Here is a 21,188-nt window from a genome sequence, read left to right on the forward strand (position 1 = left end):
CCATGAACAAGCTAGAGTTTGATATCCCATTTAATCAAATGTCCAAAAGCCAGCAAAAAATAGCTGATTTCATCGTTAAATCACCGGAACGAATTCCTTTTTATACGGAAGAAGACATTGCGGCTAAATCAGGCGTCAGTATCGCTACCGTATCTCGGTTTTGGAAATCTATCGGCTATGAGAATTTGAAATCATTTAAAAAATATTTGCAGGAAACGCAGCATTCGACCCCTGCGCGCAAAATGCAGTATGTTTTAGAAAAGACCGAAAATGAGGTCGTCGTCCAGATGATTTCCTCTGCTGCGGTCAATCTAGAAGAAACAGCAAAAAGAATTTCTCTTCCAGCGTTCGACCAAGCCGTGGAGGCGTTGAACACTGCGGATAACCTATATGTGCATGGCCCCGGCTCCACTTCCTGTCTGACCGATCTATTGCGCTTCCGGTTGAACCGGATTGGAATGGAAGTTCGGATTATGGCTCAGAGCGGACATGAATTGCTAGAAAGCCTCGTCCATGCAGGTCCGAAGGACGTCGTTCTTTTTTTCGGCTTTGTCCGCAAGTCTCCTGAAGCGACCGTCATTCTGGAACAGGCAGCCGAATCCCGATATACGACCATTTTGGTCACTGATCTTCTGCTTTCGGATATGATCAATGAGAGTGATATCGTTCTTCAAGTGGATCGGGGCGACACCGACGCTTTCCACTCCCTTGTCGCTCCGATGACAATCGTTGAGAGCCTCTCTGTATCACTCGCCGGACGTCGAGGGGATTCCGCGATGGAGAAACTTAAGCAGCTTCACGCGATGCGCAAGCAATATGCTACTTTTTTACCCAAATAAAAGAGACCCGCTTCCGACTAAAAGTAACCTCTTTTGTCTTATTTCATTGCACTTATACACAAAAAAAACGATGACTGTGCAGTCATCGTTTTTTTTGACTATAACTTAGACTCCCGCCTCGTTCGAGCCACAATTTCATCTATGAAGCATTGCAGTGTGCTCGTTAAATACGCATCTTTACGCCTTATAAATATGGTTGTAATTTCACGATAAGGCTCCGGCAGGCTATGACAGTATACGGTGCCATTCGCAACCAAATCGGTAATGGACGATTCCGGAATAATCGTTATACCTATACCTGCTGCTACGCTCCCAATAATTGTCCCAAACGTTCCGAACTCCATGATTTGTTTTGGGATAATTCCCTCGACCTTCATCCAGCTTTCCAGTCTTTCGCGATAACCGCAGCCTTTATTATATAGCAATAGGGGTCTTGTTGTTATATCCTCCATCGAGAAGGTCTCTGCTTTCGTAACGAGAACTAACCTTTCTTGAATAACCTCAACCTGTTCAATTAATGGATGCCTAATCGGACCCGTAACAAACGCTCCATCAAGCTTCATTTCGATAACCTCTTGCAGCAAAAAATCGGTTACCCCAGCTTTTAATGATATTTCAACATTTGGATACTTGCTATAGTAAGAGGATAAAATATATGGAAGAGCGTTCACTGTCTCTACAATCCCAATTTCGAGGACACCCGATGGATTCGACTTGTCTTGAAAGGTACGCTTCATCTCCTCCATTTTGGACAGGATGTCTCTTGTATGCTCCAATAATCGCTTTCCTTCGGTGTTCAGAATCATTCCTCGCTTGTGCCGATTAAACAATGGCGTACCAAGCTCTTTCTCAATCAGCTTAATTCTTGCTGTCACATTGGACTGTACGTAGTTCAGCTCCAATGCAGCTTTGCTGATACTGCCATGCGCAGCAACTGTCTCAAAGATTTTCAAATCATTAAACTCCAATATGACCCCTCCGCTGCAAGCCGTTGCTTTTATCTGATATCATTATAAATGATGATAAACTTTATTTTCAATCATTTTACTGATACCCCTCTTCCCCCTATGATTGACTATATACGTTAATTCGGCAGATTTCGCTAGGGAGAGAGAATGTTCATGTTAAAAAAACAAATCGTCATTGGCTCCATCTTGTGCCTCATTGCAAGTATGTCATGGGGAGCAATGTTTCCAGTAGCACACCTCGCATTAGAGAAAATCGATCCCTTTTATTTTTCATTTATTCGTTATGCTATTGTTGGTATCATTCTCAGTATTATGCTCTGGATAAAAGAAGGAAAAGCTGCCTTCCGTCTAGAGGGACGGGGCAAAACCTTATTATTTTTTGGAACGTTCGCCTTTACCATTTATAATATGTGCGTCTTCCTAGGACAGCAGCTTATGGGTGAGTCAGGAACGGTTGCTGCATCCATTATGGAAGTGCTCATGCCGATGATATCCATCATCGTCGTATGGATCACGACAAAAAAAGCTCCAAAAAAATTCATGATCACCAGTATAGTCATTGCGCTTGCCGGCGCTTTACTTGTTATTACTAAAGGTGAATTAGCCTTCTTCATGATGGCAGGACAGCATCTGTTTCCACTCTTGTTGATCTTTGCCGGCGTTGTAGGCTGGGTCATCTATTCCATGGGCGGAAGTCAGTTTAAGGAATGGTCAGTACTGCGCTATTCCACTTTAACTTGTTTGCTGGGAAGTGCCGTATCTTTTGTCATCGTGACACTTGGCTCCAGCTTTGGGTTTCTCCCCGTTCCAACTTGGGAAACCATACTCTCAATTAAATATGAAATGTCATTTATGGTCTTATTGCCGGGATTAGCTGCCTTGCTAAGCTGGAATATGGGGATCAAATTACTCTCGCCGCTCAACGGCATATTATTTATCAATTTTGTTCCCATTACGACATTCGTTATTATGGCTTTCCAAGGCTATCATATAAGCAGCTATGAATTTTTCGGAACACTCCTAATTATCTTTGCACTCATAAGAAACAATGCATATCAGCGGAAAGCGATGCGCCAGAATAAGCATCGGAATTATAAGGCTGCACCTCGTCCAAAAGGCGAAATGATAAAGGCTGCCCCCTAATAGGGGCAGCCTTTATCATTTAAAATCGATTGTCCTTATGATACCATTAGGCATAGCAAATAATAATAAGAGTGAGGTAGTAAACAATATGAATGAGAATTCATTGGAAACGATTGAATTTGAATTGGCACTCCTACTCCGCCGTATTACCTCCTTCTCAACTTCCAAAAAAATCGGAAGTCTCGATCGTTCTGCTTACCTTCTGCTGCATCAAATTGCCTCTCACGGCTCTGCTGGCGTGAAAGCATTAGCAGATGAATTTTGGCTGGATATTTCTACCGTCAGCAGGCAAGCAGCAACACTTGAACAAAAAGGATACGTTGTACGTATCCCTGATCCGATGGATGGCAGGGCATACTCTCTTCAAATAACGGAGCTGGGAACTAAGGAATTAATCGAGAATAAGGATGCTAGATCCGCTGAGATAGGTACGCTCCTAAAGGACTGGTCCCCTGAGGATCGTGAGATGTTCGGACAGCTTATGAAAAAATTCAACCGTACATTCATATAAAATAACCATTGAAAGTTGCTTATTCTTACCGTTGCGGCAAAGCCACTCTGGCGACGCCATTTGGGATGCCGCCGCTTTTGTATTATAATTTGTTACATAATAAATTGTAGTGGAGCTGATAATTGACCATGAAAAACGAGATAATGTCCAGATTCATCTCTTATGCGCAAGTTGAAACACAATCCGATGAGAACAACGAGACATGTCCCTCCACTCCTGGGCAGCTGACACTAGCCCATATGCTCGTGGAAGAATTAAAAGCAATCGGCATGCAGGAGGTCACCATTGATGCCAATGGTTATGTTATGGCAACTCTTCCTGCCAATACGGACAAAGTGATTCCGACAATCGGCTTCCTTGCCCATGTGGATACGGCAACCGACTTTACTGGTGCTAACGTAACGCCCCAAATAATAGAACAATATGATGGGCAAGACATCGTATTGAACGAAGCGCTGAATATTATTTTATCCCCGAAGGATTTTCCGGAGCTGGCTGGCTACAAAGGACAGACATTAATTACGACAGATGGAACTACTCTTCTTGGTGCAGACGATAAAGCCGGTATCGCAGAAATCATGACTGCTATGGCCTATCTAATCAGTCATCCTGAGCTTAAGCATGGCCGAGTTAGAGTCGCTTTTACCCCGGATGAAGAGATCGGACGAGGACCGCATAAGTTTGATGTAGCTGCCTTTGATGCTGTATATGCCTATACGATGGACGGAGGCCCTCTCGGCGAGCTTCAATATGAAAGCTTTAATGCAGCCGGTGTCGTCATAACCTGCAAAGGCAAAAACGTTCATCCCGGTACAGCAAAAGGCAAAATGATCAACGCTGCAAAAATCGCAATGGAGCTTCACGGAAAACTGCCAGCAAATGAAGCTCCTGAGCATACAGAAGGCCATGAAGGCTTCTATCATCTGTCCTCTATTCAGGGCGATGTCGAGCAAACTCAGCTTCGCTACCTGATTCGTGATCACGACCGCAAACGATTTGACGAGAGAAAAGCAGAGTTGACTGGGATCGTAGAGGAGCTTCAGTCGAAGTACGGAGCAGAGCGTATTGCTATCGAAATCAAAGACCAATATTTCAACATGAAGGAAAAAATCGAGCCCGTCAAAGAAGTAGTTGATATCGCCAGACAGGCCATGGAGAACCTAGGCATTAAGCCGATTATCGAGCCGATTCGCGGCGGTACAGACGGCTCTCAGCTATCCTATATGGGCTTGCCGACACCGAACATTTTCACAGGCGGAGAAAATTATCACGGCCGATATGAGTATGTTTCAGTGGACAATATGGTGCACGCTGTAAATACCATCATTGAAATTGTAAAGCTGTATGAGCAGAAAGCTTAATCGTTAAAATATGAGCTAAACAAAAATACCACTCCTTTGATGGAGTGGTATTCTTATTTATATTCTATTTATTTTATCTATAATCCATTACTGTGCCTTAGATTTACGAAAAGCAGCAACCAACCGGCGATGATTAAATTCTTTTTCCTCGATATAGATATTCAGATAGTCGTTACCGTTCCTCTTATTGAAAGCCTCCGCTAACGATTGAATTTCACTTTCCAACCATTCCAACGTAACCTTCTCTGATTCCATTAGCTTTTTCCTGCGCTTTGTCTTACTCCACTCTTGAAGAAAAAGACGAACGGAGAGCAAATATTGCAGCCTATCCCATGGCATCTTACTATCCAACCCTGTACGAATGGTTTGTTCATATAGCTTTACAGCTTTCTTCATATCCGTCACAGTGAAGAACTCAATAAAGATACCATGCTCCTCCATAAACTCTGGCCCTTTAATCGTCCGAAACGCTTTATTTGCTGTGCTGATCGCTCGCTCATATTCTCCCAATTTCAATAAAGGACTGATCATATGACTGTAAGTATTTTGAGGTACGGAGCGACACCTTACTTTACCTTCTAAAATAGGCTTAATAGCCTGCATGCCTTTTTTATTATAATTAATCGTAAAATAATATTTACCAAATAAATTTTGCTCGCAGGCTTTGCAATCCGACAGCTGATCTCTTGATGCCGCTCTCCATTTTCCATAATAAAGAGCTGCTTCCTCCATATTGCCTTGCGAAAGCAAGAAATTCACCTTTTGCTGATAATACGCACGTAAGGAGTAACCGTATTGTTCGCACTTCTCTTTAAAATCATCAAAGACAAGCTCGATCGCTTCCAGACTGAACTGCGGCAAGCGCCAAATTTGGTTCAAAACCCATTTATAATGCCACATAATCATAAAGCTAGAGTACACACTAGGCTGTTTCTCAAATTTAGACAAGCACCAAGAGAAGGATATAAATAACCGCTCCGGACATCCGCATTCAATAGAAGCTGAGGAATAGTCCATTCGGGCATCATATGCGTCCTCGTCTGTTAAATATTTGTCAGCAATACGAATAGCCTCTTCCATCAGAGCAAGCTTCTGTTTTCCATTCGGCATGCTCCACATCTCGCGTTTTAGCCAATCATAACGATTTTTCATACGTCTATTCCACCGCCTGATTCAAGCCCATGTTCATAAACTCCAGCAAAGAACTATTCATCAGCTTCAACTCTTCTGGACTAAGTACATGATTACCCATCAATAAAGCTTGTGTATAAAATAATTCAATACAAACCTTCTGAAGAGTAGGATCATTGGAAGCGATGGCTTTTCGAACTATAGGATTATTAAAGTTGTAACAAAGCCGAGCGAACGGCTCTTCATACAGTTCCGTTCTAATGACATGTACAATATTAGCAAATAGAGAATTCGCCTCCGTCTCGCTCTCTTCAGCAAGCTTAAAGAAATTTACTTCCTGATTCGTATTATAGAGTACGGGAATATCAGCAGGCTCAAACCATCTCACTAATCCGCGACATTGATAGGGTTGAAGGAGTCTGTCAGATAAATCTAAGAACGGCTGTACCTCTTGCTGTTCAACTTGATTCAACTGTTCGAAGCGATATGAAAATTCCAAAATATCTAGAACCGTAACGTTAACATGCTCTATCACACTTGAAAGCTTGCGAGCAAGCTCAAAATCATGAACATAACCTCCGTTAATGACCAATATATTTTGAGATTTCGCCACTCTAGTAATTTGCCTAAATTCATCAAGCGTAGAAGTCAGCATAATCGAGGCATGCTTGCTAACAATACTCGCCACATCCATATCGCCGAAGGAAGTTTCAAAGCTTAGGTAACGAATAAATAGCTCGTACAGTTCATCATCTTCAACAGCCAGCGCTTTAATGGAGGCATAATGTACAAGAATGATCCGTTTGAACAGCTCCAGGTTCTCCTCCGCTAACGAAATGAGATACCGCTTAATACACTCTCCCAGCTCATCCCTCACCGTATAGAACAGATCATTTTCTTGAAAAGACTCACGTGATGCCGTCGGTCGAAGGCTATTCGTATTTATGATGCCATTAACAAAAAAAGCCCATGAAGGTAAAATGTTATTCATCTTGTCGGACAACAGCATATTTTTCAAATACACCTTATGCTTCTTTTCTTCCTGCAAGCTCACGGAGTAAGGAAGAATGTACGCAATACCTTCAATACCGCCCAATGTTGATTGCAGAGGTATGATATCCATAGGTTTACTATAGGTTTCTCGTTCTAAATACTCTAATGCGGCCGTTTTTTCCATTTTCCATGGCGGCAATGACTCATTTATTTGTCGTTCATATTTCTCTTCAGACAAATAGATGGATGTAGGCAAAAATTGTCCGAATTTCTCAAGCAGCTCCTGCACGCGATAAAATTCAAAGTATTCCTCAAATTCCGGTTTGGCCTTAATATATACGGTAGTTCCGATCGAAACTTGTTTTTTCAATTTCTTTATATGATAAGTGCCGTCCGGCTTGCCCCTCCACTCCAAGGAATCCCCTTCCAGAGCTGAGCGTGTAATCAATACGATCTCATCACTAACGACGAAGCAAGATAAGAGACCAACCCCGAATTGTCCAATAAAATCATCAGATGAATCCATGTTGTCCTTCTTGGTCGTACTTCCGATTCGCGCTAGAAATTGCTCAATTTCAGACTCCGTCAAACCGCAGCCATTGTCCTGGAACGATAAGGTATGTGATGAGAATATCTCAACCTTTACTTTTCCATCAAATGAATGGCCAAGCTGCTTTCTAGCCGTAATTGCATCGGTTCCGTTTTGCAGTAATTCTCTAATAAAGATACCTGGATCAGAATACAGATGGTTGGATAGCAACTCAATTATTCCTTGCAGATTGACTTGAAAATTCATATTGTTAGTCATGATATACCTCATCACTTTTTTATTATTTATTTCATCGCATTTGCTATCACTACCTTTCGACATTCGCTTATTTTATTCCTTCATAAAAAATACCACTTCATGTATGAAGTGGTATTGCTGTTTATTCTATGTTTAACGCTGCTTCTCTTTCATCTTCAATGGTCTCTATATCCAATGAATCATTATTTAAAATATTATTATCGAGTACTGCGAACTTATCCCCGTATTCCTTGATAATATGACTCTCACCCCAAGCGCAAAGGGAATCCAATACCGGCTTCAAGCTCCAACCATATCCACTAAGCTCGTACTCCACCTTTGGAGGAACTTGATTATAGCTAATCCGATTCACAATACCGTCCTGCTCTAATTCCCTCAACTGCTGTGTTAACATTTTTTGCGTAATGGTGGGCATACTACGTTTTAAATCGCTGGTTCGCTTCTTTCCATGTGTTAAATGACAGAGTATGACCGACTTCCATTTCCCTCCGATGACCTCTAGGGTCGCTTCCACCGAAATATTATATTTCTTTTTGATCATTACCTAATCCCTCCAACACGATTTACAGCTCATTCTTGTCCATATATTACTTTTTGGTACCTATAGTACAAAAAAGTGCGTACTATTCATTATCGCCTAAATAAATCATAATAGCATTTGCCGGCCGGTATGACTAGACGAAAGGAGTTTAACACATGTCATTAGATAAAAAAAGAAGCACGTTAGCACTCCTTGCGTTAGCAATAAGCGCATTTGCGATTGGGACAACAGAGTTCATCAGTGTGGGGCTGCTTCCCCTTATCGCGGAGGACTTAAATATATCTGTTACAACATCCGCATTAACCGTTACGTTATATGCTTTAGGAGTAACCTTTGGGGCACCGATTTTAACATCTTTGACTTCTAACATTCCGCGTAAAACATTATTATTTGGGATTATGATTGTGTTTATTATCGGTAATAGCCTTGCAGCAACAGCAACCGGTATTGGCGTGCTGCTAACCGCACGCATCATATCTGCATTTGCACATGGTGTATTTATGTCGATAGGATCAACCATCGCAGCTGATCTCGTTCCTGAGAACCGTAGAGCCAGTGCCATAGCGATTATGTTCTCTGGACTTACTGTAGCCACCGTGACAGGCGTACCTTTGGGTACTTTTATCGGGCAGCATTTGGGCTGGAGGGCAGCCTTTATGGGGATTGTCATCATCGGAGTCATTGCCTTAATTGCCAACATGATATTGATCCCATCTGATTTGCGGAAGGGCACCAAAACGCCGCTTCGCGATCAAGTGAAACTCATTACGAATGGACGCTTACTGCTAGCGTTCGCCATTACTGCCATAGGCTACGGGGGAACCTTTGTCGTCTTTACTTATTTATCCCCTTTGCTTCATGATATAACCGGATTTAAAGAAAGCACGGTCGCTTTGATTCTCCTGCTGTACGGGATCGCTATTGCGATCGGCAACATTATTGGTGGGAAAGCTGCTAACCGAAAGCCGGTTACCGCTTTGTTCTATATGTTTATTTTTCAAGCCATTATTCTTCTTATCCTAACGTTCACCGCTCCTTTTAAGGTTGCGGGCTTGATCACTATTTTATTAATGGGATTGTTAGCTTTTATGAACGTACCAGGTTTGCAAGTCTATGTAGTTATGCTAGCTGAACGATTTGCTCCGAAAGCAGTAGATGTAGCATCTGCTGTCAATATAGCCGCGTTTAATGCTGGAATTGCGATTGGGGCATACTTAGGCGGAGTAGTTACAGATTCGATTGGACTTATTCATACAGCATGGGTGGGAGCAGCGATGGTTCTTGGAGCTGTCATTTTAACCGCTTGGGCACGATCGCTGGACAAAAAAGATGAACAAAAACTCAGGAGGTCAACAATATGAACGCACAACATTTGCAAGATACAACAACACTACACAATGGTATAAAAATGCCTTGGTTCGGACTGGGCGTATTTAAAGTAGAAGAAGGCGCTGAATTGGTCCAAGCTGTGAAATCAGCTATTAAGCATGGTTATCGCAGTATTGATACCGCTGCTATTTATGAGAATGAAAAAGGCGTCGGTCAAGGTATTCAAGAAGCTATGAAAGAGAATAATATCGCAAGAGAAGATCTTTTTGTTACTTCAAAGGTTTGGAATGCCGATCTTGGTTACGAATCCACTATTGCAGCTTACGAGACCAGCTTAGCCAAACTAGGCTTGGAGTATCTTGATCTATACCTTATCCATTGGCCTGTAGAGGGCAAATTCAAAGAGGCTTGGAGAGCTTTGGAAACTCTATATAAAGAAGGTCGTGTAAAAGCAATTGGAGTAAGCAATTTCCAAATTCATCATTTGGAAGAGCTAATGAAGGATGCTGCGATTAAACCAATGGTGAATCAAGTGGAGCTTCATCCGAAATTAAGTCAAACGGAATTGCGACATTTCTGCAAGGAACAAGGTATTCAGATCGAAGCATGGTCACCTTTAATGCAAGGTCAGCTTTTGGATAACCCCATCCTAAAAGAAATCGCAGAGAAGCATAATAAATCCATCGCTCAAGTTATATTGCGTTGGGATCTACAGCACGGTATTGTTACGATTCCTAAGTCCACGAAAGAGAATCGTATCATCGAAAATGCGTCCCTATTCGATTTCGAACTATCTGCAGAGGATATTGCTCGCATCGATGGGATGAACGAGAATCTTCGTGTCGGACCAGATCCAGACAACTTTGACTTTTAATTTATATTTAAAAAGGCGCCATCCCTTTCTAATTAGAAAGGAATGACGCCTTTTTATTATTTCCTATAAGGATGGAAAAGGCTATTCCGTTATTGCTTTTAAAGCAGCGCCCAATGCATCGACAACCTTATCACACCAAAGATCAAATTCCGGATCTTCTACTTGATGCTCAGGATGGGCTAGAATGTAAGCAATCGTTGCCTTAATCCCTTGATCAAATCTTGTCGTTGCAACAAAATCAGGAACGAGCCTTTTGAGCTTCGCATTATCAAATACAACGGAATTAGCTTTATCCCCCAGCAATCCGCCTCTATAATCCTCTTTGCTCGATGCCGCCAAAAATTCGGAAGAAACATGAACCGCATTGAGCTTCACGCCAAGAGCATCCGCAATGGCTTCATAAATTTGATTCCAAGTCACCGTCTCATCTGATGTGATATGGACAGATTCGCCAATCGCATGAATATTGCCCATTAAGCCAATAAAGCCTTTTGCAAAATCACTATTATGCGTCATCGTCCAAAGCGAAGTACCATCTCCATGAATAATGACAGGCTTGTTCTCCAGCATCCGCTTAGCAACCTGCCATGATCCCTTACTTCCATGAACACCGAGTGGAACTGAACGCTCATCATAGGTATGACTTGGTCTTATAATCGTAACCGGAAAGCCATGTTCACGGTACTGTTTCATCAAGTAGTCTTCACAGGCAATCTTGTTTCTGGAATATTGCCAGTAAGGGTTCGATAGCGGCGTTCCCTCTGTAATTCTATAATCAGACAATGGTGTTTGATAAGCAGAGGCAGAGCTAATAAAAATAAATTGTTTCGTTTTACCATGGAATAAGCGATAATCCCTTTCCAATTGTGCGGGTTCAAAAGCAATAAAATCTGCTACCACATCAAACTCTAAATCTTCAATGAGTTTGGCTACAAGCTCTTCATCATTTATATCCGCTTTCAGAATCTTTGCACCCTCAGGCAAAGCCTCATTTCTTGTACCCCTATTTAAAAGATAAAGCTCACATTCTTTATCCAACAACTGCTTCGTAATTGCAGAACTGATCGTTCCCGTTCCTCCAATAAATAGCGCTTTCATCATCCACCTCCGTTAGTTGTGTGAAAAATGTTAACTGGTTTTAATGAATAATAAAATAGAACCAGTAAGAGAATATTTCGACATTTATGGTATAAACCCTCTCCTGCAAAATAAAAACCGTCCGGTTCATCTCCGGACGGTAATAGAATAAATAATCGCTATGCTTTTATTAGATGAGTAAGTACCGTCTTCGGCTGCTGCCCCACTACGAGTTTGCCATCTTGCACATAGCTTTCCTCTCGTCCCGTCAGCTCTCGTATTAGTCGATCTCTCCATCCTTGCAAGGTCGTCAAAGAGGCTGGATCATTCGCCAAATTGCACAGCTCTGACGGATCAGAAGCCAGATCAAACAGCTGCTCTTTGCCAGACTGCGAATACCAGATGTATTTCTCCAGGCCATTCGTCACATAGTGATGAGACAGTGCTCCATATGCATGCTCTCCGTGTACATACTCCCGCCAAGGAATATCTGATCCATCGCGGCATAATGGAAGCAGGCTTGCGCCTTCCACCGACTCAGGAATAGCAGTCCCAGCTGCATCCAGCAACGTTGGCATAATGTCTCTCAGCTCGACAACCTTATCTTCCTTAATACCCCGATTTAATCCCAAGCTCCCCGTGTAATCGACTACGATTAAAGGCACCTTCGCGCTGCCCTCATAAGCGAGCGATTTCCGAAAATAATGGTGGTCGCCCAGCAATTCTCCGTGATCAGAGGTGAAAACCACAACCGTATTACGCAGAACACCATATTCATTGAGTGCATTCAACAGCCTGCCAATTTGAAAATCCAGATGGGTAATGAGAGCATAATAAGCTGCCTTAGCTCGGTCCAGACGTTTCTTCGAAAGCTTGCCTAATCCGGTCGTCGGATCCACTGATCCATTCTCTGCGTTTTGCAAATCAACCCAATCCCCTACTGGAGATTCCGGCATGTCCTCATTGAGATACATGTCGAAGTAAGCCTGCGGCGGATCAAAGGGCGGATGTGGGCGTACGAATGACGTACAAAGGAAGAAAGGTTTGCTTGGGTCACGTCTTCGAAGAAAATCAATAGATTGCGATACCGCCCAGTTCGTGGGATGCAGTCTTTCTTCAAGATGCCATGGCAGCGCAACTGTTGAAGCATTGCAATCCAGACCATTGTCCATCAGATCGTATGTTGCGTTGCCTTCCGTATTTCGTACCCAATTTAAATAATCGTCACATTCATTGAAATGCTCCGCACGTACAGTCCGATCATTATATCGGTTATAGTGCATGTAGCCGTCATGCAGTACGACATTGTGATACCCGCATAAGCTGCGCGTCGGGTAAACATGCATCTTGCCAATGCACTGAGTATGATATCCCGCCTTTGCCAATTCACCTGGAAGCGTGTGCTCATATGTCCAAGGAATGTGTTCCTCGTATCCAACTCGACCATGAGAGCGCTGGCTCATTCCTGTTAAGAGCGCAGCACGGGCAGGAATACAGGTCGGTGTTGCAGAATAAGCATTGCGAAATAAAACGCCATCCTGAGCGAGCTTGTCCAAATTCGGCGTCTGAACAGTCGGATGACCAAGTATGCTTAAGCAATCGCCTCGCATTTGATCCACGGTAATGAATAATACGTTTGGCTTCACTTCCAATACCTCCCTGATCGCATGAAGCCCGCGGATGCAGGTACAACAACATCCGCGAGCATCTTACGTTTTATTTTTATTACTTTTTCAGTTTCTTCCACTCTTCGTTAGCTTGTTCAGCAATTTGCTTGCCGCCCTGTTGATTGTATTTCTGTATAAACTCATCAAACTTATCTACGCTCCATACGCCTGTAACGATCTTAACGAAATATTCTGCCCACAGCTTTGTTTCTAGATCTGGGTAATCCAGCTCAGCAGGAACCGTCTTCCAAAAAGCATTCGATATAATATTCTTTGACGCCGTTTCAATTCCTGCTCGAACTGCCTCTGTGGTCCATCTTCTGTCAATAATGAATGCCATCCGAATTGGATTGTTATAGCCCTTTTTGTACAATTCAGCATAGCTTGTGGATTGTGTAATGAGATTTTTTTCTTTATCAAACGTATAATCGGTTCCTTCAACACCATATAGTCCTAAGTTAAAACCTCCGCCTTCGCTGTCATCTACCAGCCAATCTAGGAAACGGAACAGCTTCTCTGGGTTTTGCGCCTTCACAGACAAGGCGCGAAGTGGAGCTGAAGCTACTGCATTCGTCTCAGCATTGCCTGACTTTCCATCTGGTCCTTTAGGCGGAGCAATCATATTCAGCTTAGATGTCGGTGTTGCCTTGTTCAAAGCCTCGGAAGTAGGATTTGCTTTTGGATCCACTAGGAAAGCATCATTCTCAAATAAACCAACTTTAGAGTTAATGATTTTTTCATTCAATTGCTTCGTTTCCATTACTGGAAAGTCAGGGTCGATCAAACCTTCCTTGTACCACTGCTGGAGCAAGGTAAGAACCTGCTTCGTTTCAGGAAGCGTAAAGCCTTTCTGGATCTTCCCCTCTCTCTCCATCCAGAAGGTTGGAATCACGCCATATGCACCAAAAATAGAGTTATAGCGAGAAAGCTTCGTACCGCTTAGGCCTAGTGTATCTTTCTTCCCATTGTTATCTGGATCATTCTCAACAAACGCTTTTAGCACATCATGCAGCTCATCGAGTGTAGTAGGCGCTTTCAAATTAAGCGCATCCAACCAGTCTTGGCGAACTAGAACTGACGTTACGTTCGGACTGTTAAAGGCTTCGGGTCTCATGCCGTTAGGCAAAGCATATATTTTACCGTCAAATGTCACCTGATCCCAATAGTACTGCGGAATCAGCTTCATAAGATGAGGCGCTTTCTCCAAATACTCATCAATTGGCTGCACCAATCCTTGCTCTACAAAACGACTCAGTGTCATGGAATCAATATCGAAGAAGTCTGGCAGATCATCTGAGGACGCGAGCAAATTGAGCTTGGTCTGATAATCATCTCCGGGAGCTTGCTGGGCTACAAAATCCACGCCTTTAATGCCGGCTTTAGCAGCAGCTTCCGTCAGCACCTTTCTAGCTTCACCACCATCGGCTGGGTATTCGGCAATTCCGCTGTTGCGCAGAAAGTTATACGTTACCGTCTTATCATCAGATGATTTATCGGTACCCTTATTTGTTGTATTGTTTGAGTCTCCGCATCCCCCTGCAAGGACAGCCAAAATTGTCATACTTGCTACTGTAGTCGATAATTTCCATTTCTTTTGCATATAAAGACCTCCCTATTCATCTCTCAGTTAATTAAACTTAAGACTTAAAATTCAAGATTTAACAGAACCGAGCATAACGCCCTTTACAAAATATTTCTGCAAATACGGATAAACCGCAAGAATCGGAATAATTGAAAGAAGAATCGTAGCAGCGATGACCGACTCGGTCGAGGAATCGGCTAACTGTCCAGTTTCCTCAGCGAGCTGCTGACCCGCAATTATTTGCCTTATGAGCAGGGGCAGCGTTGTAAGCGCCTTGTCATTCAAATAAATAAGTGCAGAGAAGAAGTTATTCCATAGTCCTACTGCAATCCAGAGTGCCAGCGTAGCTAGTACAGGCTTGCATAGCGGTATAATAATGGAGAAATAGATACGGATCGGATTCGCACCATCCATCATGGCTGATTCCTCGATCTCCTCCGGAATACCTCGAATAAAATTAATGACAATAATAACATTAAAGGCGGTTACCAAGTTAGGAAGAATTAACGCCCACAATGTATTCAGCAAGCTAAGCTCCTTTACAACCAAATAAACAGGAATCATACCTCCGCTGAATATCATCGTAAAGACGACTAGCGTCATCCACACATTCTTCCAGGGCAGCGTACGCTTAGCAAGTGGATAGGCCATACTCGAAGTGACCAATAAGGATAACAGAGTTCCCACAACTGTAACGAAAATGGTATTTCCGTAAGCCACCCATATGTAATCAGAGGACAATACGTTTGCATAGGCTTGAAAAGTGAACCCCCGTGGGAAGAAAAAGAATCCTCCCTGCAGCGCCTCTGCCTTCGAGCTTAGTGATAATGAAATTTCATGCCATAACGGATATAGCGTTATAAGGCTCAACAGGATCAGAAATATGCCGTTACCAGCGTCAAAAAGTCTAGATGCAATTGTTTTTTTCATAGGCACCTCACCATAATCCGCGCTCGCCCATACGTCTAGCCACCCCATTGGTGACAAGCAATAGCAGCAAACCTACGAAGGATTGAAATAAACCGGCAGCCGTTGCGAACGAGTATCTTCCCATCGTTAAGCCAAGTCGATAGACATACGTATCGATAACATCTGAAACCTCAAAGACGAGTGGGTTATATAAGATAAAGATTTGCTCGAAGCCAACGTGAAGAATTTGCCCGGTACGTAAAATAAGCAAAATAACGATTGTATTAGTAATCGATGGAAGCGTAATATGCCGTACGAGATGAAACCTATTAGCACCATCCATTCGGGCAGCTTCATACAATTCAGGGTTAATGCTTGAGATAGCAGCTAAATAAATAATCGTCCCCCAGCCCATGTCCTTCCATATTTCACTAATAACGAGAAAGCCTCGAAATGAGCCTGGATCCATCAGCGGTGATGTTTTCATGCCAAGGAAACTGAGTAAGCCAGAATCTGACGAGAAAAGCGAGAACAGAATACCGCCCAAAATAACCCATGATAGAAAGTGCGGGAAATATACGATTGTCTGTATAACGCGTTTAAAAGTCGAATGATAGACTTCATTTAACAACAGCGCCAGAAGGATCGGAGCCGGAAAGCTAAAAACAAGCTTATAGAAGCTAATAATGATTGTGTTTCTGAGTGCGGTCCAGAAATCCGGAGCATCGAATAAGATATGGAACCATTTTAGCCCCACCCACGGGCTTCCCATAATCCCGTCCAATAAGCGAAAATCTTTGAAAGCGACCGTGATGCCCGCCATCGGCCAATAGTGAAATAAAGCGAAGTAGATAAGACCCGGCAGTAGAAGAACAAAGTAGTATTTGTGCTTGCTCCATTCTCTCCAATGTCGCCCTAGCTTGGATATCGGTTTTGTTCTAGTTACGGGGACTGAAGACATTCCGTTCACATTTCAACCTCCATTCATTTGTTATAAATACTTGGCGCATGACTATTGGTTACGCTTTCATCGTAATCGTTGCCCAAAAAACAGTAAATCCCCACTCTGCAATGAGAATGGGGAAAAACCGTTATTTAACACGCTATGTTTGAAAGTCTACACGCTCATCATAAAGGCTACATGATCTTTTTTCGGTACTCGCCCGGCGTAATGCCTTCATATTTTTTGAAAAAACGAATGAAGGTATGAACGTCATTGTATCCGATTGCCTCACTAATATTTTGCAGTGATCTGCTCTCATCTCTAAGCAGTTTCTTTCCCTGCTCCAAACGATATTCGGTCAAATATTCAAGCGGTGGCTTGCCCGTTTCAGCTTTAAACAATCGACCCAAGTGGCCGCTGCTTATTCCAACAACCTCAGCCACATCCGATATGGCAATATTGCGTTCATAATTCTGTTCCATATACTGCAACGCTTCTCGTATATAGGGAGGAAAGCTCCGTTCGTTGCGAACCTCGTGCACGTAATCCATCATTAACCCAACAGTAGAATGAATATAGGATTGCAGCTCAGAGCTATCCCTGTACTTTTCTAAATTCAACAAACTAACCTCGTCCATAAGCTCCCCTATATCATAGCCTTCCTGAACAAGCGAACCCAGCATATGGCTCATAAGCATGACAATCATTTGCTGCAGCTTAGGCTGAGAGTAACGATTCTGATGAATATATTTCTCGAACAGCTGTGACACCAAATCATCAGCCGCTTGCCGATCTCCAGCCAATATCGTGTTGAGAAACAGCTTTTGATAGGAAACGGGATAATCAAACTTCAGCTCTTCCCAGGTTCCATCCGCATATACGATATTCGAATCAGAGCTAGCTAGAAATGCTTTATACGTGACAGCCCGGCGAGCCAGTTCATATGCTTCATGGACATTTTCCAATGATCGTATGCCGCCAACCACCGCATGAAGCCAGACGGACCAGCGCTCTTGTGCCTCATTCATCATTTGAAGGCAGCACTGCTCCAGACGCTCCCGTTCAGAAGACTGAAGCTCATCTGCACTTAGATTTAAAATGAAGCCGAACATGCTTCGATCCAAAATAGTGCCCGCCACTGCAAATTTGGAGGTCAGTATATCCTCTGCCAAGCTATATAAATACACACTATTTCCTTGCTCATCTTCTCTATTACTCGCCTCTGCGACAATAAGGAGTACAAGAAAATGTGAATGTCCAAAACGAAGACCCGTCTGAGCAAAGCGTTCGAGTACATCATGATCCTCTGGCGGACGATTAAGCAGCAGCTCTTGAACTAAGTGATCCCGAACAATCGGCTCATTCTGCCTTACTGTTGTAATGAGATGGCCGATAGCATCATCCACGATGTTGTAAGCATCAGACTTGCCTGTGTCAAAAGGACGGATCACAAATTCCCGCAATCGCTCAGCCATTTTCCTCCATGGATCGTACAAAAGAAAGGCAAATAAGTAGGATATTCCTAAGCCGACAAGCAAAACGACACATAATATAAGAAGGGCTTGGCCAACATTAGTTTTCATTTGTTCACTGTACACACGGTATGGTGTTAAATGCAGTAATGTCCAACCATGAGCCTGATCTTTATGTGCGGTTACAAAATATCGTCCTTCCGCAAGCGTTACAACATCCGTTCGTAGATCACCCTGCTCCAGCTGCTCGGCCAGTCCTTCGGCATCGAGTCCTTCAACAGATGAGGAGACTAGCTTGTTCTGGGGGTCAAGTACCAATGTAGCATCTGTTGCACTCATAGAAGAATTAAGCAGGGCTTTCATAAAACTGTCCTTCGTAATGTCGATCACGAGCATCCCAAGAGGTGTTTGAGATGTAGTCGGAACCGATCGCGCAAAGGATAGCATCTCAACGTCTTTGGCTCCCGCACTTCCTTTTGCCGTACGAATACCTGTCCAAGATGTGTGCCGATCTTTCGCCGATTCTCTCAAATCCGAAATAAAAGCGCTGTCAAAATAATCAGAAGTCGTATACAGCCCTTCATTGGTAGTCAAAACCTTCTCATTCTGGTAAATATGCAGCAACAACGAATAGAAGATGGAGTTCGACGTTGTCCATCCTCGAAGCTGCTCTTTTATGATCGAATAATCATAAATCGTCAGGGTATAAGGACGGTTAAGCAAATCATAAATCGAAGGTGTTAAGGATAGCTGTGTCGCCAGTTGATCCACATTATCGGTCAACCCGTCCAAATTACGACCAATCCGGTCCAGCTGATTGACTGAAGCATTCTCAATACCATTCGTCAATTGTTTCGATGAGCGGTATAAGTTATAGGAAAGGAAGATGACCGCAGGAATGAGAATCGTAATAAAAAATAAAATAAGATGCTGGCGAAAGGCTGATTTACGGAATAATTTTTTTGGCTTCCATTTCAATCCGGTTCCTCCTCATGATTTTAACTAGGACTGATCCTTGCGATACAACTCGCGACTCTTATAACCCGCTCCAAGAATCATCTTCATTTCCTCACGTCTCTTTTCTTTCGTTTCCTCTTGTTTCGCACTGTAAACATAACGAGCCCAATCTTTGCGATACCCTGGTGTAAGGGATTGGTATATGGCAAGCAGCTCAGGCAAATCATTCAAATCCTCTTCCACACGGGGGATCAAGGAAATATAATCATCTACACGCTGGCTTGATTTTGAAGAAATCTGCTCCTTGTTTTTGCCTTTAGCATCCTCTTTGAGACCTACAACGGTAAATACATCATCCAGTCCCACCATACGTGCGAATTTGATCGTGCTTGTTCCGATAAATCCATCTTTATCGCTTCCAATTCCCGCAAACAAGTCATCACGATGAATAAAGGTCGGGTAGACCTTGTTTCCCTTTTTAGGATAAGCGGCGAAGAGATAACCGTCTTTATTGAGGTGACCTTGCCGGATTACACGATCAACCAATTCCTTTAATGCATCGATATCCAGCACAAAAGCAAAGATAAGATCATATCCATGATCCCCGAGCGCAGTATCATAGCCCTTTAATTCGGTAAAATAATTTATGCCATCCGGCTCATTTAATACAGCTGCCTGCTCATATTTTTGCAAATTGAGCTTTTCTACTATTGATTTAGTCATCTTGGTTCAACCCCTATATGTATTCATTGCTCCATTATTGAATTATGCTAATTATAGCCTAAAAGAAGAATCAAAATAAATGATGAAAGAACCTTAATTCCAGTGTTTCATAGTTCTTATCGATTGAAATAAAAATAACAGGGCGCCTAAATCAGGCACCCTGTCATTTATTTATATTTCATGATTAATTTAATTGTACCTTTTCTTTAAATAAGTCATGCAAAATTAATGTAGTCGCACCGATAACATAATTTTTTTCGCCTAATTTTGCAGTTGTCACTCGATCAACCTCATGATGACCCTGAATATTTAATTGCTTTAAGCGCTCATGAATTTGCCCCATACATTTAGGTGAGTTCATGAACCAGCCATCTAAAATAATTTGCTCTGGCCCAACTAAATGAATCATGGCAGAAACCGCCTTTGCCATTAATAGAATAGTTCGATTCATTAAGCTTTCTAGCCAAGGTACCCCGTTCTCATAGGCTTCCAAGACATCCCCAATTTCATTAAAAACAACCCCGCTGTCGTACTTAGCAGCCCTTATTTGTGCATGCTTTAATACAGACATTTCGTTAAACATATTGTCTTTCATATACGTTACTTCTCCCGCGCTGCCTTTATAGCCTGAAATAATCTGACCATTAATAATAAGCCCCGCGCCAACACCATCATAAATCCATACATAGAGCACATTTTTTATTTCCGGACTTGTAAACAAATAATATTCTGCAAAAGCAGCCGCATTCGTATCATTCATGACATGAATCGGTATCGGATAGGATGCTTGCAATTGCTTCACAATATCGAAGTTTTTCAAGCTAAGATAATTGGAATACTCAATCATCCCATTGTTCTCATCCACGATACCGGGAGATGCGATGCCAATTCCTTTAATCAATGATATATCCTGCAGTTTTGCCTTTTCGGCAAGCTCTTCAATACTTGTATGAATGCATTGAAGTACGTTGGCGTTACCTGTCATTGCAGGCTTTTTCAAGTCTGCAATAACCTCACCGTGGAAATTGGATAAGGTGAAATAAAAGGTCCGATTTCCAAGTCCCGCAGAAACAACGAAGCCCTTGCGTCTGCTTATTTCAAGTGAAATAGCTCTGCGGCCCGCTCCCGATGAGGACTTCTCACCTGATTCAATAATAAAGCCCTCGTCAATCAATTCGTCAACCAAGGATGATATCGTCGTGGCGCTCAATTTCGTCCTTTGAGCAATTTCTGCACGGGACAGGCTCTTCTCACGATGCAGCATACTTAAAATCGTAGAACGATTGATCTCTTTCATTAAATACAAATTACCTCTTACATGTTTCATGGAACAACCTTTCCAGGGAAACGATTCCTCCGA

Annotated in this window: 18 protein-coding genes and 1 pseudogene; 6 read left to right on the top strand and 13 right to left on the bottom strand. The window is 42.7% G+C overall.

The annotated features are described in order from the left end of the window. Positions 1-2 precede the first annotated feature (2 nt). Positions 3-839, top strand: a complete 837-nt coding sequence (locus AC0YOD_RS16175) for a MurR/RpiR family transcriptional regulator (RefSeq protein WP_475800356.1) — start codon at positions 3-5, stop codon at positions 837-839. A gap of 98 nt (positions 840-937) precedes the next feature. Here the strand turns inward: AC0YOD_RS16175 and AC0YOD_RS16180 are convergent, their stop codons facing one another. Beyond that, on the bottom strand, positions 938-1,807 hold the full coding sequence (locus AC0YOD_RS16180) for a LysR family transcriptional regulator (RefSeq protein WP_475800357.1): 870 nt from the start codon (positions 1,805-1,807) through the stop codon (positions 938-940). 153 nt (positions 1,808-1,960) lie between these two features. Here AC0YOD_RS16180 and AC0YOD_RS16185 point away from each other — a divergent pair, with 153 nt between their 5' ends. The 3 genes from AC0YOD_RS16185 to pepT all read left to right on the top strand — a co-directional run bounded on the left by AC0YOD_RS16185 (position 1,961) and on the right by pepT (position 4,822). After that, entirely contained in the window at positions 1,961-2,950 is a 990-nt protein-coding gene (locus AC0YOD_RS16185) for a DMT family transporter (RefSeq protein WP_475800358.1), read from the top strand. An 88-nt stretch (positions 2,951-3,038) separates the two neighbouring features. Next, positions 3,039-3,461 carry a MarR family winged helix-turn-helix transcriptional regulator gene (locus AC0YOD_RS16190; protein ID WP_475800359.1) on the top strand — a complete coding sequence of 141 codons (423 nt, stop codon included), beginning with the start codon at positions 3,039-3,041 and terminating at the stop codon, positions 3,459-3,461. 128 nt (positions 3,462-3,589) lie between these two features. Then, positions 3,590-4,822 (top strand): peptidase T, encoded by a 1,233-nt coding sequence (pepT, locus tag AC0YOD_RS16195; protein WP_475800360.1) that lies wholly within the window; start codon positions 3,590-3,592, stop codon positions 4,820-4,822. 87 nt (positions 4,823-4,909) lie between these two features. Here the strand turns inward: pepT and AC0YOD_RS16200 are convergent, their stop codons facing one another. From AC0YOD_RS16200 to AC0YOD_RS16210, 3 genes are all read right to left on the bottom strand, one after another. Continuing rightward, complete coding sequence (locus tag AC0YOD_RS16200; protein ID WP_475800361.1) at positions 4,910-5,974, bottom strand: hypothetical protein; 1,065 nt, start codon at positions 5,972-5,974, stop codon at positions 4,910-4,912. 4 nt (positions 5,975-5,978) lie between these two features. Then, positions 5,979-7,754: an HSP90 family protein gene (locus AC0YOD_RS16205; protein WP_475800362.1), complete on the bottom strand. Its 1,776-nt coding sequence runs from the start codon at positions 7,752-7,754 to the stop codon at positions 5,979-5,981. A 121-nt stretch (positions 7,755-7,875) separates the two neighbouring features. Then, the gene (locus AC0YOD_RS16210) at positions 7,876-8,295 is read right to left on the bottom strand and encodes a winged helix-turn-helix transcriptional regulator (RefSeq protein ID WP_475800363.1); all 420 of its coding nucleotides are present in this window, start codon (positions 8,293-8,295) and stop codon (positions 7,876-7,878) included. Between the two features lie 155 nt (positions 8,296-8,450). Between AC0YOD_RS16210 and AC0YOD_RS16215 the strand changes: the two genes are divergently transcribed. Together AC0YOD_RS16215 and AC0YOD_RS16220 are read left to right on the top strand one after the other, a co-directional pair. Further along, positions 8,451-9,656: an MFS transporter gene (locus AC0YOD_RS16215; protein ID WP_475800364.1), complete on the top strand. Its 1,206-nt coding sequence runs from the start codon at positions 8,451-8,453 to the stop codon at positions 9,654-9,656. Further along, the gene (locus AC0YOD_RS16220; protein WP_475800365.1) at positions 9,653-10,498 is read left to right on the top strand and encodes an aldo/keto reductase; all 846 of its coding nucleotides are present in this window, start codon (positions 9,653-9,655) and stop codon (positions 10,496-10,498) included. Before AC0YOD_RS16215 ends, AC0YOD_RS16220 begins: the two co-directional genes overlap by 4 nt. A gap of 81 nt (positions 10,499-10,579) precedes the next feature. On the opposite strand, the gene AC0YOD_RS16225 is transcribed toward AC0YOD_RS16220, so the two are convergent. The 9 genes and pseudogenes from AC0YOD_RS16225 to AC0YOD_RS16265 form a co-directional block, all read right to left on the bottom strand. Continuing rightward, positions 10,580-11,596 carry an SDR family oxidoreductase gene (locus AC0YOD_RS16225; protein ID WP_475800366.1) on the bottom strand — a complete coding sequence of 339 codons (1,017 nt, stop codon included), beginning with the start codon at positions 11,594-11,596 and terminating at the stop codon, positions 10,580-10,582. A gap of 158 nt (positions 11,597-11,754) precedes the next feature. After that, positions 11,755-13,221 carry an arylsulfatase gene (locus AC0YOD_RS16230; protein WP_475800367.1) on the bottom strand — a complete coding sequence of 489 codons (1,467 nt, stop codon included), beginning with the start codon at positions 13,219-13,221 and terminating at the stop codon, positions 11,755-11,757. Between the two features lie 79 nt (positions 13,222-13,300). Further along, positions 13,301-14,842, bottom strand: a complete 1,542-nt coding sequence (locus AC0YOD_RS16235) for an extracellular solute-binding protein (RefSeq protein ID WP_475800368.1) — start codon at positions 14,840-14,842, stop codon at positions 13,301-13,303. A 51-nt stretch (positions 14,843-14,893) separates the two neighbouring features. Next, positions 14,894-15,754, bottom strand: coding sequence for a carbohydrate ABC transporter permease (locus AC0YOD_RS16240; protein ID WP_475800369.1), 861 nt, complete (start codon positions 15,752-15,754; stop codon positions 14,894-14,896). Between the two features lie 7 nt (positions 15,755-15,761). Further along, positions 15,762-16,694 (bottom strand): ABC transporter permease, encoded by a 933-nt coding sequence (locus tag AC0YOD_RS16245; protein WP_475800548.1) that lies wholly within the window; start codon positions 16,692-16,694, stop codon positions 15,762-15,764. A gap of 176 nt (positions 16,695-16,870) precedes the next feature. Then, positions 16,871-19,126, bottom strand: a complete 2,256-nt coding sequence (locus AC0YOD_RS16250; RefSeq protein WP_475800370.1) for a cache domain-containing protein — start codon at positions 19,124-19,126, stop codon at positions 16,871-16,873. A 24-nt stretch (positions 19,127-19,150) separates the two neighbouring features. After that, on the bottom strand, positions 19,151-19,828 hold the full coding sequence (locus AC0YOD_RS16255; protein ID WP_475800371.1) for a YdeI/OmpD-associated family protein: 678 nt from the start codon (positions 19,826-19,828) through the stop codon (positions 19,151-19,153). 184 nt (positions 19,829-20,012) lie between these two features. Then, positions 20,013-21,002: an ROK family protein gene (locus AC0YOD_RS16260; protein WP_475800549.1), complete on the bottom strand. Its 990-nt coding sequence runs from the start codon at positions 21,000-21,002 to the stop codon at positions 20,013-20,015. Continuing rightward, positions 20,979-21,155 (bottom strand): annotated as a pseudogene (locus tag AC0YOD_RS16265) (MarR family transcriptional regulator); the annotation flags it as partial. The gene AC0YOD_RS16260 and the pseudogene AC0YOD_RS16265, both read right to left, overlap by 24 nt. Positions 21,156-21,188 lie beyond the last annotated feature (33 nt).

Source organism: Paenibacillus sp. J31P13 (assembly GCF_056269295.1).